Below are 14,332 nucleotides of genomic sequence, written 5' to 3'. Positions count from 1 at the left end.
TAATCAATGTTAAAGTCAAAACCTTGCTCTCTATCTGCAAAAAAAGTTCTTGTACTCACAGGACTCTTATCTTGCAGTTTACCTCTTTGGGCGCAACAGTTGAGTGAGCAACAGGTCAAACAGGTGCTTGATCAACAATTTAAACCATTGTTAGAACAATATAAAATTCCGGGTATGGCCGTTGCAGTGACTTTGAATGGTCAACACTATTTCATCAATTATGGTGTGGCTTCCAAACAAAGTAAGCAAGCCGTTAGCAGCGATACTTTGTTTGAATTGGGTTCAGTCAGTAAAACCTTTAATGCAACCTTGGCAGGCTATGCTCAGGCGCAAGGGCGCTTATCTTTCTCTGACCATCCTGCCAAGTATTTTCCTGCACTAAAAAATACCGCCGTCAACCGCGCCACCATCCTCGACCTTGGCACTTACAGTGCTGGTGACTTCCCACTCCAGTTTCCTGATTCGGTCGTGAAACAGCAGGATATGTTGAAGTATTACCAAACATGGCAGCCGAAAAGCAAAGTAGGGACGACACGGCAATATTCCAATCCGAGTATTGGTTTGATGGGCTATGTTACGGCTTTGGCGATGAAAAAACCGTATGCAGAATTGGTTGAGAAAACGCTTTTTCCTCAATTGGGAATGACACAAAGCTTTATCAATGTACCAGAACAGCACATGTCGAAGTACGCATGGGGATATAAAGCCGATCAAGCCATGCGTGTTTCTGCGGGGATGCTGGATGCAGAAGCCTATGGCGTGAAAAGTAGTAGTTCGGATATGCTAAAATTTCTGGATACACAGATCAATGTGCAACAGTTGCAACAGCCCATCCGTAAAGCCATTGAAAATACCCATGTTGGTTATTTTAAAGTTGGCTCAATGACTCAAGGCTTAGGCTGGGAACAGTATGCCTATCCTGTCAAACTAGAGACCTTGTTGGATGGGAATTCCAGCAAAATGGCATTGGAAAGCCATGCTGTTACCCCAATCAAACAGCCGAAGATTGCTTCACCAGCAACGTTCTTTAATAAAACAGGTGCGACCAATGGTTTTGGTGCATACGCTGCGTTTATTCCGCAACAAAAAATTGGGATTGTGATGCTCGCCAACACCAATTTCCCAAATGAAGAACGCATTAAAGCGAGCTATCGAAGCATCGAACAGCTCCTTCAACTGCAACAAGTTCGATAGAATGATCAGTTGATCGCAGATTCAAATTGTAGATTTGAGTCAGACACAATAGACTACGGTAAAACAGCATAAAGCCATTGATAATGTCCGATACGCATATTCCTCTACCTGAACGTTTACGTCCTCGTGACTTGTCCGAAATTATTGGACAAGATCATTTGCTCGGTGAAAATGCACCGTTACGTCAAATGATTGATCAGGGGCATCTACCTTCGATTATCTTCTGGGGGCCACCCGGCGTGGGGAAAACCACGATCGCATTATTATTGGCGCAAGCGGTAGATCGCCCTTTTATCAGCTTATCTGCGCTCAATACAGGCGTGAAAGAGCTACGTGAAGTGATTGCGGAAAGTGGTGATCTACTTAACCTGACACCTGTAGTCTTTATTGATGAGATTCATCGTTTCAATAAATCGCAACAAGATGCCTTACTCAATGCCGTTGAGAAAGGCAAAATCACTTTAATTGGTGCAACCACTGAAAACCCCTCTTTTGAGGTCAACAGTGCACTTTTATCACGCTGTCAGGTCTATACCCTCAATAGTCTGGACGCGGATGCAATTCAAACACTGCTGAACAAAGCCATTCAAAGCGATCAATTCTTAAAAGAACGTTTTATTCAAATTGAAGAATACGATGCGCTGACTCAATTTGCTGCGGGCGATGCTCGTAAAGCATTGAACCTGATTGATTTGATCGCCAGCACATTTGAGGCTGATATCGAAAATATCGTCACTGACGCCATTGTGATTAAAGTAGCGCAGCAAAATATTGCGCGTTATGACAAATCGGGTGAGCAACATTACGATGTGGTTTCGGCATTTATTAAGTCTATTCGTGGTAGTGATCCAGATGCAACGTTGTACTGGATGGCACGCATGCTTAAAGGCGGCGAAGATCCTGTTTTTATCGCGCGTCGGATGTTAATCGCTGCCTCGGAAGATATTGGCAACTCCAATCCGAATGCATTATTACTGGCAGGTGAATGCTTCCGTTCAGTACAAGCGGTGGGCATGCCAGAAGCGCGTATTATTTTAGGACAGACCGCCGTTTATTTAGCCACCAGCCCGAAAAGTAACAGTACTTATTTAGCGATTAATCGTGCATTAGAATTGGCTGAAAAGACTGCAAATCTACCAGTGCCATTACATTTGCGTAATGCACCAACCAAGTTGATGAAACAACAGGGTTATGGTGTGGATTATCATTATCCGCATGACTTCCCAGAACATTTTGTGTTGCAGGAATACTTGCCGCCAGAGTTGAAAGGTACAAAGTTGTATGAATCAGCGCGAAATAAACGTGAGGTTGAGGCCGAACGTTTACAACAACGTCGTTGGCAGCAAGAACAACAGCAACAGTAATGAACCCCAAAAAAGCCACACTCATTGGATTGCTTGCGATCTTCTTATGGAGCTTGATCGTTGCTTTGATCAAGGATGTTAGTAGTCATTTTGGCGCAGTGGGTGGTGCAGCACTGATCTATACGCTCGCTTCAATCTTTCTATTTTTCTCGGTTGGCTGGCGCAGCCTCAGAACATTCCCTAGAACATATTTAATTTGGGGTAGTGTTTTATTTGTGGCCTACGAAATTTGTCTATCGCTTTCGATTGGTTATAGCAACACCAATCGAGAAGCGATTGAAGTGGGAATGGTAAATTATCTATGGCCCACGTTTACCATGGTGGCCGCCATTTTGTTTAATCAACAAAAAGCCAATTTTTTGATCATTCCTGGCTTTATCATCTCACTATTAGGCATTTGTTGGGTCTTAGGCGGTGAGCAAGGCTTTGATGTAATAGGCATGTGGCAGAATATTCAAAACAATCCACTGAGTTATGGGTTGGCATTTATTGGAACGCTTTTGTGGGCAGCCTATTGCACACTGACTGCAAGAATTGCCAATGGCAGTAATGGTATCACCCTATTTTTTATTCTGGTTGCGATTGTGCTCTGGATTAAATATCTACTCATGGGGGGGCGGTGCGTTCCAGTTTGAATGGCAAGCTTCAATTATTTTGCTGATTGCAGCCGCAGCTATGGGCTTTGGTTATGCGGCATGGAATATTGGCATTTTGCATGGCAATGTCACGTTGTTGGCTGGGGCTTCTTATTTTATTCCAGTATTTTCTGCATTTTTTGCCGCGATCCTGTTAAATACCCCATTGAGCTTATCTTTTTGGTATGGTGCTTTTATGGTGTGTTTGGGTTCGATCTTATGTTGGATGTCGACAAGGGCACAACATTCGCAAGCTGAAGATGTATAAATAAAACATCATCCTGATATGTTCTAACAGCCATAAAAAAACCAGCCGAAGCTGGTTTTTTAGCATTTCAGAATGGCTTAAAGATCATCTAAGTTAATGCCTAAACGCGTCGCCACTTCTTCATATGCTTCAACCACACCACCTAAACCTTGGCGGAAACGGTCTTTATCTAATTTTTTCTTGGTGTCTTTATCCCACAAACGGCAACCATCTGGAGAGAATTCATCGCCAAGTACGATACGGTCATGGAATACACCAAATTCAAGTTTGAAATCAACCAGAATCATATTACCCGCATCAAATAATGCTTTAAGCACATCATTGACTTGGTAGGTGAGTTCTTTCATTTTTTCAAGTTGTTCAGCAGTCGCCCAACCTAACGCAATCGCTTGAGATTCGTTGACCATTGGATCGCCAAGCGCATCATCTTTGAAGAACAATTCAAAAGTTGGTGGTGTTAATACTTTGCCTTCTTCAACACCTAAGCGACGGCACAATGAACCAGCAGCGTAGTTACGAATCACGCACTCAACAGGGATCATCTCAAGTTTTTTCACCAGTACTTCTGTTGGTGAAAGTAACTTCTCAAAATGTGTTTCGATACCCGCTTCAGCCAATTTTTCCATGATGAAGGCGTTAAAACGGTTGTTGACCTTGCCTTTACGATCTAATTGCTCGATTTTTTCGCCATTGAACGCAGAAGCATCATCGCGAAAGACTAAAATCAGGTGGTCGGCATTGTCTGTTTCATATACAGATTTTGCTTTACCAGTATAGAGCAAGGTTTGTTTTAACATGGGGGAACCTTTTTGAAAAAATATGCCTAATAAACGACTAGGCTGGCCAATTTTGGTAAATCTGGGTTAACACTTCTGTTGCAATGGCTTGCTCTGCAAAGGTTGTGTCAAGTTTGAAAAGGGCAACGGTATTGTTTGAGCCAACCGCAGAAAGCTTCAATAAATAGCTTTGTTCATTGACTTGAATCGTGGCTTCATAACCATTATTTGATTGTGAAATCACTTTGTAGTTCAAGCTATTTAACGTTGCAAAGGTATATTGCCACGCTGCGGCGGTTGGGCCTTCAACTTTCAGTAATGGGTTTCTATTTCCATCCATCACTAACTGAGGACGACCAAGCGCGGTCATACTCTCTTCGGTATTACTCGCTTGTATTTGGATACCATCTGGACGAGGAAGTGCATAACGGTTGCCAGTTTTGTTTTCAAACGTTGGTGCATGTTCGATTGCCAGTGGATCAACTGTTGGAGCAGGATACAAAGGTGTAAATGGTCTAACCGTTGCGCCCTCAGGGAATTTAAGTGGTTCAAGTGCTTCTGCCTTCTTATAATCCAAAGAATGATTATTGAGGGCAAAACGGCCACAACCAGCTAAACTTAACGCTGAAATGACTAGGACAACACCAACACGTAATTGCATCATAAATTGCTCGTATTAAATAATTCCCGCAGCTTTTAAATCTGTGCGGAGAGGTTCACGATATTGTTCTGCAAGCGGGGTCAATGGTAGGCGAATACCTGTGCTCATATATCCCATCTCATGCAAAGCCCATTTCACAGGAATTGGGTTTGATTCGCAAAACAAAATATTGTGTAGATTTGCAATTTGTTGATTCAAACTTTGTGCTTTTGCTTTATCGCCAGTCAATGCCGCTTCACAAACATCGCTCATTTGTTTAGGTGCTACATTCGCAGTAACAGAAATATTGCCTTTAGCACCGAGTAAAATCAGTTCCCAAGCAGTTTCATCATCACCTGAATAGACGGCCATTTTACCATTTAAACCTTCAATCAGCGCTTGTCCACGTGGGAGGTCACCTGTGGCATCTTTGATTCCGACAATGTTTGGAACATCTGCAAGACGAATCACGGTCTCATTTTGCAAATCTACCCCAGTACGGCCTGGAACATTATAAAGAATTTGTGGAATATCAGCAGCTTCAGCAATTGCTTTGTAGTGTTGATATAAGCCTTCTTGGGTCGGTTTATTATAATATGGCGTCACCAACAGTGCGGCATCTGCACCGAGTTCTTTTGCAGCTTTAGTGAGTTCAATCGCTTCACGAGTCGAATTTGCACCTGTGCCTGCGATAATTGGAATACGTTTATTGGCAACACGAACCACTTCTTTGATGACTTGCGTGTGTTCTTCCATGCTTAATGTAGACGCTTCGCCTGTTGTTCCAACAGCAACAATACTATGTGTGCCTTGTTGGATATGCCACTCAACAAGCTTCTCAAGGCTCTTCCAATCTACACCACCATGTTCAAACATTGGGGTAACGATTGCGACAATTGAGCCTTGTATATTTTGTGCTAGCTGAGTCATTTTAAAAAAATATCCTATTTTCCCATCCGAGATTGAAGTAATTAAAACGAAATATTGGATGGATGCAGTATTTTGATTGGTCGTTCAACAATTAAGCCACGTTGAATGACAATTATGCAAATTATGACTGATCGGAGACATAAGAACAATACGCTTTCGTTAAACTGTAAGAAACTTTAATTCATCTTTGGCTTGAATGATTTTCATCTTATAAAATAATCAGAGTTGTAGTCAGATGCTTGAGAGCAGCGTATGGTACAAAAGGAAGCTTTAGTTGGAATGTGGGATGATCAAATGCAAGTACAATTGAAACATACTGCACTTATCGTGGTGGATGTACAAAATGGATTTACGCCTGGTGGAAACTTAGCAGTTGCCGATGCTGATCAGATTATTCCATTGATTAACCAACTCGCTCTAAGCTTTGAACATGTGGTGCTGACTCAAGACTGGCATCCTGAGCAGCATATTTCGTTTGCAGAAAATCACTCTAATAGAATGCCATTTGAAACCATTGAGTTGGCTTATGGAACGCAAGTGTTGTGGCCTAAACATTGTGTACAAGGTTCGCATGATGCGGCATTCCATCCTGAGCTAAATATACCAACGGCTCAACTTATTATTCGTAAAGGATGTCATCAGGACATTGATAGTTATTCAGCCTTTATGGAAGCCGATCGCAAGACACCGACAGGATTAAATGGCTACTTAAAAGAGCATCAAATTGACACGGTTTATATTGTGGGGATTGCTACGGATTTTTGTGTGGCGTGGACGGCTTTAGATGCGGTAGATTTTGGTTTTAAAACCTATGTGGTTGAAGATGCATGTAAAGCAATAGACTTGAATGGTTCATTGCAACAGGCTTGGCAAGCGATGCTAGCGCAGGGCATTCAACGGATTCAATCCTCTGCGATTTTGCCATGAGCTTGTGAGACTTGCGCTAAAAACGTTAAACTGCTCCTCACGATGCATTTTCATCGTGTATATGGCGATGTAACAGGATAACTGAGAGTTTCATGATCGAAGAACTTGATGATTTTGACCAGAAAATTATTCATCATTTACAATTAAATGGTCGTTTGGCCAATCAAGAATTAGCTGAATTAGTTGGGTTGTCGACTTCACAATGTTCACGTCGTCGAATTTATCTTGAGCAGAAAAAATAATCACAGGCTATTATGCTCAGGTTGCTTTATGCGCTGATCCAACCCCAATCATGGGTATTATTGAAGTAAAGTTGCAGAATTATAATGATGCAACCCATGATCGCTTTGTTGACTTTCTTTTACATGAGCCTGCGGTCAAAGATATTCATAAGTTGACGGGGAGCTATGATTTTGCCCTCAAGGTCGCGGTTAGAAACTTAGATGAAATGGTCAAGCTGATTGGGATTTTATCGTCGAGTGATTTTGGTGTCAGTAACTTAAATACGTCAATTGTCTTGGAAAAACTTAAAGAGAATGGGATTGCAATGAAATAAAAAGAGCAGGCAATGACATGAAATCAGTACAAAACAGTCTTTTGCATTAAGATAGGGCAGTACATGCTAAAATCATTATTCTGAATATAAATTGCATTTATGACGAAAACATAAGAATAAATTGCGAAAAAATAATAAAAATGATCAAATATGCCATGTCTTTCCTTGAAAGATCTCTCTCCCTTTGTTGTTCTCCTGTTGAGTTGTACCGTTATGAATACCGATCAAAATGTATCTTTGATAAGTCCTGTCACGCCTGTGATCGAACAACACTCAAAGATTGAAGATGCATTGGCGATGTTGATTGGAACATTTATCTTATCTTTTGCCATGGTGCTATTGAAACAAGCTGGGATTATGACGGGTGGAACTGCGGGCTTATCTTTGTTGATTCATTACATTACCGACATTCAGTTTGGTATTCTATTCTTTCTGATCAATATTCCATTTTATTATTTTGCTTATAAGAAAATGGGGCTTGCCTTGGTGCTCAAGACCTTTATTGCCGTGGCGTTATTGGCAGGTTTTACTGAAACCATTCCTCATTTTGTTCAGCTCTCAACGGTGCATCCGATTTATGCGACTGTTTTTGCTAATGTGTTGATGGGCGTGAGTTTTTTGATTTTGTTTCGCCATCGCTCAAGCTTGGGTGGAATCAATCTATTGGTTCTTTATTTACAAGAACGTTTTAAGATTCCAGCAGGAAAGGCGCAGATGGGGATCGATGTGATGATCTTGTTGGTGTCATTATTTTTTGTGGATTGGAAGTTAATTTTGATTTCAATTTTTGGTGCGGTGATTCTAAATTCGATTATTTTACTGAATCATAAAACCAGTCGTTATGTAGCTTGAATACACTTTCTCATATTGACTCTAGTGTTGAAGAACTAAAGTGATGTTTATAATGAGAATCTAGATTTTATTCAATCCATAAAATTACCGAAGTAATGATATGTCTAGCAGCAAAAGGCTTCATAAAGAATCTCTTTATGGAGCCTTTTTGTCATGACATAAAAAAAATAACGAGAGACCAAAAAGCACAGCTAAAATAATGTTTTTTATAAGGGAATCAAAAATATAGGAAGTCATGATCATGATTGTATTTTCTATTGGATAAGTTACAGGTATTCCATGGAGAATAGGCCTGATGAATATGTGATAAGGTGGAAATATCATAAAAAAAACATATAAGAACCATATAAAGGAAATGGTGATATTCGATTTATTTTTAACTTCTTTTATGTAGAGATAGGTACATGAAAACAAGATTAGATATGAGAATGAGGGATCATAAAACAAAGTTGCAAAAGCAGGAAAGAATAATATTAACCAGCTTAAATAAGTAAATATTTTGTTTGTATTATTCATATCATCAGAATTTAATTGTTGTATGAGAGTAATTTATACTCTCATACACGAACAATTGAAATATCCGAATGAATTTACTCTACAGTAACGCTCTTGGCGAGATTACGTGGTTGATCGACATCGGTCCCACGTAATACTGCAACATGGTAAGACAACAGTTGCACAGGAATACTGTAAACAATTGGCGCTAACCACTCATTGATCGTTGGAATATGCACGACATGTTGACGATCTTTGCCTTGAATGCCGCTATTTTCATCCGCAAACACAAACAATTCGCCACCACGCGCTTGTACTTCTTCCATATTCGATTTTAATTTATCGAGCATTTCATCCTTTGGCGCTAAAATCACGATTGGCATTTCATTGTCCACTAACGCCAGTGGTCCATGTTTTAACTCGCCCGCAGCATAGCCTTCAGCATGGATGTATGAAATTTCTTTCAGTTTCAACGCACCTTCAAGCGCGATTGGGAAATGCGTACCACGGCCTAAGAATAAGCAGTGGTTTTTCTCAACAAACAGTGTGGATAAACGTAGAATTTCGGTATCACATTGCAAGGTATCTAAAATGACTTTCGGACAGTGCCACAATGCCGTTATGATTTCAGTGAGTTGTGCCGCAGAAAGCTGTTGCTTGACTTGTCCTACTTTGAGGATCAGTAACATCAATGCCGCAAGCTGTGTAGTGAAGGCTTTGGTTGATGCAACCCCAATTTCAGGACCTGCCAACGTCAATAAATGATGATCTGTTTCACGAACCATTGATGAGGTCGCAACGTTACAAATCGTCATGGTACTAATGTCGATATTTTGCGCTTTCGCACGTTTTTGTATTTCACGTAATGCCGCTAAAGTATCCGCTGTTTCACCTGATTGAGAGATACAGAGATATAAGGTATTTGCGACAATGACAGGATTGCGATAGCGGAATTCGCTAGCAATCTCAATTTGACAAGATACCCCAATCAACTGCTCAAACCAGTATTTTGCGATCATCCCCGCATGGTAGCTGGTACCACAGGCAATGATTTGTACTTGTTGAATTTTACTAAAATCTGCATTGGCGTAGCTGAGGAAATCTTCACGTAGGGTATTGCCATTCAGTGCTTGAGCAATAGTCTGCTGCATCGCTTCAGGCTGCTCATAAATCTCTTTTAGCATGAAGTGTTTATATGCGCCTTTGGATACATTGCTTACGGTTGCGTCCAATTCTTTTACAGGACGTTCAACAGCCTCACCATTAACAAAAACCTCAATACTGCTGCGTGTTAAACGTGCAATATCACCTTCCTCTAAATAAACAAAGCGATTAGTGACAGGTAATAATGCCAATTGGTCTGAGCTAATAAAATTCTCACCAATTCCCACACCGATGACAAGCGGTGAACCTTCACGTACGGTGATGAGTTCATCTGGATGTGCAGTGTGGATAATACCCAACGCATACGCGCCTTTAAGCTGAGGTGTAACCTTTTGTACCGCTTCTAATAGGCTATCCGTTTGTTTTAGTGCATCATTGACCAGATGCGCAACCACTTCAGTATCGGTCTGAGAGCTAAACACATAGCCTTGTGCTTGTAATGCATCCTTGAGTTCTTGGTAGTTTTCAATAATACCGTTGTGAACCACTGCAACATTACCTGATACATGTGGGTGAGCGTTGTTCTCAGTCGGTTTGCCGTGAGTCGCCCAACGCGTGTGTGCAATTCCGATATTGCCTGTTAATTTTTGTTCAGAAACCGCTTCATCTAAATTGGCGACTTTTCCTACGCGGCGTTCACGTAAGATTTTTTGATTATTTAATAATGCTAAACCTGCCGAATCGTAACCACGATATTCGAGACGTTTAAGACCTTCAATGAGAATATCAGTTACACAACGTTCAGCAACGCCACCAACAATACCACACATAATTTTATCCTCTTATTTTTTCAACTTCTGGGGACGTTGATAATTCGCTTTTTCAAACTGCTTAGATCGTTCGACCGCTAAACTATGCCCAGCTACATCTCGGGTTAGGGTTGAACCAGCGCCAGTGGTGGCACCTTGACCAATTTTGATTGGTGCAACCAGCGAGTTATTGGTACCAATAAAGACTTGATCTTCAATGATGGTTCGATGTTTATTTGCACCATCATAATTACAGGTAATCGTGCCAGCGCCGATATTACAATCCGCACCGATATCGGCATCACCTAAATAGGTAAAGTGATTGGCTTTAGAACCCTGACCGATATTCGAGTTTTTAACCTCAACAAAGTTACCAATATGCACCTCATTGGCTAATTTTGCACCGGGGCGTAGACGAGCAAAAGGCCCGATCTGCGCATTTTCACCAACAACCGCATTTTCAAACACACTATATGCTTGAACTTGGGTGCCCGCAGCAATACGGGTATTTTTTAAAATACATCCTGCACCGAGCTGGACGTTATCGCCAAGTTCACAATCACCCTCAATGATGACATTGACATCAATCAGTACATCTTGACCGCACATTAAGCGACCACGCAGATCGAAACGACTTGGATCAATCAAATGCACACCTTGTTGCATCAGCTCTTTGGCTTGTTGTTGCTGAAATTGGCGCTCTAGGGTTGCAAGCTGTAAACGATCATTGACACCCTCAACTTCAAAGGCCAATTCAGGTTGAATAGATGCAATTTCTAAACCATCCGCAACCGCCATCGCCACAATATCGGTTAGGTAATATTCACCTTGTGAATTGTTGTTGGATAGTTTTGGTAACCATTGATGTAATTTGGCATTACTGACACAGTAAATGCCCGTATTAATTTCTTGAATTTGACGCTGTTCTTCATTCGCGTCTTTATGTTCAACAATCGCTTGAATCTTTCCTGCTTGGCGAACGATACGACCATAGCCTGTTGGATTTTCAACATTGAGCGTGATCATGCCAATGCCAGATTGACTGGAGGCCTCAAGCAGTTGCTCAAGGGTGCTTTGACGAACCAAAGGCACATCGCCATAGAGAATCAAAGAAACGCCATCTTGAGGTAAAACGGGCAAAGTCACTTGAACGGCATGGCCTGTTCCAAGTTGTTCGGCTTGTTCAACCCATTCAATTTGTTCTTCAGCAAAGCTTTGTTTGACCAGTTCTCCACCATGTCCATAAATGGTAATAATATTTTGAGCCTGTAGCTTTTTTGCTGTTTGAACTACATGACCGAGCAGTGGACGACCCGCGAGTGGTTGTAATACTTTTGGTCGTTGTGAACGCATGCGCGTTCCTTTCCCTGCTGCAAGAATAATAACTGTTGTTGACATGATTAACTCTAATATCAATAGCTTAAGTTAGAAAATAAAAGTGAATAATAAAAATACAAAGCGCTGCCCAAATTCCAGCAATGATGTCATCCAGCATGATGCCTAGACCACCAGACACTTTTTGGTCCGCCCAATTGATTGGGAATGGTTTCCAAATGTCAAAGATGCGGAACAAGATGAATCCGACTAGAACCCAGAGCCAATTTAGTTGTTGTAAATACAGTAAAGGCAGTAAGGTGATGGATTGTCCAGCAAATTCATCCCATACAATACGGCCATCATCATGTACATTGAGGACTTTGGCGGTATGTCCACAGATATAAATGCCGATAAGCGACATCAATAGAACCACCACAATACTTGCCGATAATCCAAGATATAGCCAAAGTGGGGCAAACAGCAAGGCGAAAGCTGAACCAAAAGTACCCGGTGCTTTAGGACTGAGACCGGAACCAAAGCCAACACCACAGAAAACGATGCAGCGGTTATACCAAGTCATTTGATTGAAGCGAATGGGTGGTTTATGCAAAGTGTTGGTATCCATGAACATCCAATGGGTAAATCTCGCCCATATACTTAAATAGCAATCCAGTTTGCTGGGTAATTTCGCCGATTATTGTAAGCGGAACATCTAAGTGTTGTCGCAACAGTTTCTCATAGTTTTGCGGTGATATTGTAAAGCATAGTTCGTAATCATCGCCACCAGCCAGCGCATAATGCCAAGCTTGCCGCATATCTTGTGCTTTCAGTGATTTATCTATCGGTAGCTGATCGAGCAATAATTTGGCACCGCGCTTGGATGCTTTAAGAATATGACCAAGGTCTTGCGCAAGCCCATCTGAAATATCAATCATGCTGGATGCCAAGCCTTTGAGCTGTTGTCCTAAATGACAACGTGGCGTTGGATAGTCGAGGCGTTGTTGTAGAGGATGACCTAAATGTTGTAATCCGTATGCAGCATCACCGATTTGACCACTAACACAAATATAATCGCCGACTTGAGCGCCAGATCGAGTAATTGCTTGACCGCGTTCAATCCAGCCGAGTGCAGTCACACTGATCGTCAGTTGCGTACTCTGAGTAGTATCACCACCAATCAATGCAACCCCAAATTGGTCACAACAGTCAAATAGCCCGCGGCTAAATTCGGCTAACCAATCATGGTCGATCGTCGGAAGGCTTAAAGCAAGTAAAATACTATGTGGTTTTGCACCCATTGCAGCCAAGTCAGATAAGTTGACGGCCACACTTTTCCAGCCAATGGCGTGGGCTGAGGTGTCTAAGGGGAAATGCCGACCCGCAACAAGTGTATCTGCACAGATCACTAACTGTTGTGAGGGTGGTGGGGTAACAATGGCTGAGTCATCACCGATGCCTAAACTGACATCAAGCTTTGATGTGCGTTTAAAATATTGATCAATGATCGAAAACTCAGCCATAGAACATCAAGCCTATTATTTTGCTTGCTGTTTTTCAGCTTCACGTAATTTTGATGATAAACGGTCTAATACACCATTGATGTATTTATGACTATCAGCACCACCAAAGTGTTTTGCTAATTCAATTGCTTCATCCAGCACCACACGATACGGAACTTCGAGGTGATCTCGAAGTTCGTAAGCACCGAGTCGTAACGTTGCAAGTTCAACACCATCCAGTGCTTTCAACTCACGGTCAAGGACTGGAATAAGTAACTCATCTAAAGCGTCATGTTGAGCAACCACTTGCGTGAGCAATTCATGGTAATAGTTAAGGTCAACTTTATGCATGGCATTTTCGACACGAGTACGTGCTTCAATTTCATGGACAGGATTATGACTCATTTGCCATTCATAAATTCCTTGTACAGCAAAACGACGTGCTTTGCGTTTCGCTGCATAAGCGGCCTGAAGTGTTTGCGACATGCTTTAAATTGCCTTTAATAAGTTAACCATTTCGATTGCAGTAAGTGCAGCTTCGCTACCTTTATTACCTGCTTTCGTACCAGAACGTTCAATTGCTTGTTCAATGCTGTCCGTTGTCAAGACACCATTGATCACAGGCATTGTGCTTTCAAGTGCCACAACGCCTAAGCCTTTGGCACATTCACCTGCAACGAAGTCAAAGTGTGGTGTACTACCACGGATCACCGCACCTAATGCAATAATCGCATCAAAGTTTTTTGATGCAGCGAGTTTTTTCGCAACAATAGGCAGTTCCCATGCACCCGGTGCATGAATCACGGTGATGGCTTCTTCTGAAACGCCATGGCGTTTTAAAGTGTCGATAGCACCTTCAAGTAAATGTTCAACCACAAAGCTGTTGAAACGACCCACTAAGATCGCATAGCGACCTTCGCTTGCGAGATGTAATAAACCTTCAATTCGGCGAATTGCCATAGCAAC

At 41.7% G+C, this 14,332-nt stretch carries 13 protein-coding genes and 2 pseudogenes; 6 read left to right on the top strand and 9 right to left on the bottom strand.

What is annotated here, in order from left to right:
• Positions 1-6: 6 nt before the first annotated feature.
• The 3 genes and pseudogenes from ampC (at position 7) to yddG (ending at position 3,461) form a co-directional block, all read left to right on the top strand.
• Positions 7-1,194 (top strand): class C beta-lactamase, encoded by a 1,188-nt coding sequence (gene ampC / locus F991_RS16615; protein WP_004673603.1) that lies wholly within the window; start codon positions 7-9, stop codon positions 1,192-1,194.
• 83 nt (positions 1,195-1,277) lie between these two features.
• A complete protein-coding gene (locus tag F991_RS16610; RefSeq protein ID WP_004673602.1) occupies positions 1,278-2,558 on the top strand; it encodes a replication-associated recombination protein A in 1,281 nt (426 codons plus the stop codon).
• Positions 2,558-3,461, top strand: a pseudogene (gene yddG / locus F991_RS16605) (aromatic amino acid DMT transporter YddG). The gene F991_RS16610 and the pseudogene yddG overlap by 1 nt, the downstream one beginning before the upstream one ends.
• 77 nt (positions 3,462-3,538) lie before the next feature.
• On the opposite strand, the gene purC reads toward yddG, so the two are convergent.
• From purC to dapA, 3 genes are read right to left on the bottom strand one after another with little or no spacing between them, the layout of a single operon-like run.
• Positions 3,539-4,258, bottom strand: coding sequence for a phosphoribosylaminoimidazolesuccinocarboxamide synthase (gene purC, locus F991_RS16600; protein WP_004673595.1), 720 nt, complete (start codon positions 4,256-4,258; stop codon positions 3,539-3,541).
• A 37-nt stretch (positions 4,259-4,295) separates the two neighbouring features.
• Positions 4,296-4,898, bottom strand: a complete 603-nt coding sequence (locus tag F991_RS16595) for a hypothetical protein (protein ID WP_004673592.1) — start codon at positions 4,896-4,898, stop codon at positions 4,296-4,298.
• Positions 4,899-4,913: 15 nt separating this feature from the next.
• The gene (gene dapA / locus F991_RS16590) at positions 4,914-5,807 is read right to left on the bottom strand and encodes a 4-hydroxy-tetrahydrodipicolinate synthase (protein WP_004673591.1); all 894 of its coding nucleotides are present in this window, start codon (positions 5,805-5,807) and stop codon (positions 4,914-4,916) included.
• A gap of 294 nt (positions 5,808-6,101) precedes the next feature.
• Here dapA and pncA point away from each other — a divergent pair, with 294 nt between their 5' ends.
• The 3 genes and pseudogenes from pncA to F991_RS16575 all read left to right on the top strand — a co-directional run bounded on the left by pncA (position 6,102) and on the right by F991_RS16575 (position 8,142).
• Positions 6,102-6,734, top strand: a complete 633-nt coding sequence (gene pncA / locus F991_RS16585) for a bifunctional nicotinamidase/pyrazinamidase (RefSeq protein WP_034595792.1) — start codon at positions 6,102-6,104, stop codon at positions 6,732-6,734.
• Between the two features lie 92 nt (positions 6,735-6,826).
• Positions 6,827-7,290 (top strand): annotated as a pseudogene (locus tag F991_RS16580) (Lrp/AsnC family transcriptional regulator).
• 213 nt (positions 7,291-7,503) lie between these two features.
• A complete protein-coding gene (locus F991_RS16575; protein WP_004673578.1) occupies positions 7,504-8,142 on the top strand; it encodes a YitT family protein in 639 nt (212 codons plus the stop codon).
• 590 nt (positions 8,143-8,732) lie between these two features.
• Here the strand turns inward: F991_RS16575 and glmS are convergent.
• Genes glmS through ribE form a run of 6 tightly spaced genes read right to left on the bottom strand, consistent with a single transcriptional unit; the run spans position 8,733 to position 14,326 of the window.
• The gene (gene glmS / locus F991_RS16570) at positions 8,733-10,571 is read right to left on the bottom strand and encodes a glutamine--fructose-6-phosphate transaminase (isomerizing) (RefSeq protein ID WP_004673576.1); all 1,839 of its coding nucleotides are present in this window, start codon (positions 10,569-10,571) and stop codon (positions 8,733-8,735) included.
• A gap of 12 nt (positions 10,572-10,583) precedes the next feature.
• Positions 10,584-11,948, bottom strand: coding sequence for a bifunctional UDP-N-acetylglucosamine diphosphorylase/glucosamine-1-phosphate N-acetyltransferase GlmU (glmU, locus tag F991_RS16565; RefSeq protein WP_004673575.1), 1,365 nt, complete (start codon positions 11,946-11,948; stop codon positions 10,584-10,586).
• Between the two features lie 22 nt (positions 11,949-11,970).
• Positions 11,971-12,492, bottom strand: coding sequence for a phosphatidylglycerophosphatase A family protein (locus F991_RS16560; RefSeq protein ID WP_004673574.1), 522 nt, complete (start codon positions 12,490-12,492; stop codon positions 11,971-11,973).
• Entirely contained in the window at positions 12,470-13,387 is a 918-nt protein-coding gene (gene thiL / locus F991_RS16555; RefSeq protein ID WP_004673573.1) for a thiamine-phosphate kinase, read from the bottom strand. The genes F991_RS16560 and thiL overlap by 23 nt, the downstream gene beginning before the upstream one ends.
• A 15-nt stretch (positions 13,388-13,402) precedes the next feature.
• Complete coding sequence (gene nusB / locus F991_RS16550) at positions 13,403-13,852, bottom strand: transcription antitermination factor NusB (RefSeq protein ID WP_004673572.1); 450 nt, start codon at positions 13,850-13,852, stop codon at positions 13,403-13,405.
• 3 nt (positions 13,853-13,855) lie between these two features.
• Complete coding sequence (gene ribE, locus F991_RS16545; RefSeq protein WP_004673571.1) at positions 13,856-14,326, bottom strand: 6,7-dimethyl-8-ribityllumazine synthase; 471 nt, start codon at positions 14,324-14,326, stop codon at positions 13,856-13,858.
• Positions 14,327-14,332 lie beyond the last annotated feature (6 nt).

The sequence above is a fragment of the Acinetobacter sp. CIP-A165 genome, assembly GCF_000367985.1.
GTDB lineage: Bacteria > Pseudomonadota > Gammaproteobacteria > Pseudomonadales > Moraxellaceae > Acinetobacter.
The sequence above is the reverse complement of the archived record's forward strand: the minus strand, read 5'-3'. Positions and strand labels throughout refer to the sequence as shown.

Coding starts and splice junctions, on each gene's coding strand:
- purC (WP_004673595.1), bottom strand. CDS start 4,258: ATGTTAAAACAAACCTTGCTCTATACTGGTAAAGCAAAATCTGTATAT.
- glmU (WP_004673575.1), bottom strand. CDS start 11,948: ATGTCAACAACAGTTATTATTCTTGCAGCAGGGAAAGGAACGCGCATG.
- thiL (WP_004673573.1), bottom strand. CDS start 13,387: ATGGCTGAGTTTTCGATCATTGATCAATATTTTAAACGCACATCAAAG.
- nusB (WP_004673572.1), bottom strand. CDS start 13,852: ATGTCGCAAACACTTCAGGCCGCTTATGCAGCGAAACGCAAAGCACGT.
- F991_RS16595 (WP_004673592.1), bottom strand. CDS start 4,898: ATGCAATTACGTGTTGGTGTTGTCCTAGTCATTTCAGCGTTAAGTTTA.
- ampC (WP_004673603.1), top strand. CDS start 7: ATGTTAAAGTCAAAACCTTGCTCTCTATCTGCAAAAAAAGTTCTTGTA.
- F991_RS16575 (WP_004673578.1), top strand. CDS start 7,504: ATGAATACCGATCAAAATGTATCTTTGATAAGTCCTGTCACGCCTGTG.
- ribE (WP_004673571.1), bottom strand. CDS start 14,326: ATGGCAATTCGCCGAATTGAAGGTTTATTACATCTCGCAAGCGAAGGT.
- pncA (WP_034595792.1), top strand. CDS start 6,102: ATGCAAGTACAATTGAAACATACTGCACTTATCGTGGTGGATGTACAA.
- glmS (WP_004673576.1), bottom strand. CDS start 10,571: ATGTGTGGTATTGTTGGTGGCGTTGCTGAACGTTGTGTAACTGATATT.
- F991_RS16610 (WP_004673602.1), top strand. CDS start 1,278: ATGTCCGATACGCATATTCCTCTACCTGAACGTTTACGTCCTCGTGAC.
- dapA (WP_004673591.1), bottom strand. CDS start 5,807: ATGACTCAGCTAGCACAAAATATACAAGGCTCAATTGTCGCAATCGTT.
- F991_RS16560 (WP_004673574.1), bottom strand. CDS start 12,492: ATGGATACCAACACTTTGCATAAACCACCCATTCGCTTCAATCAAATG.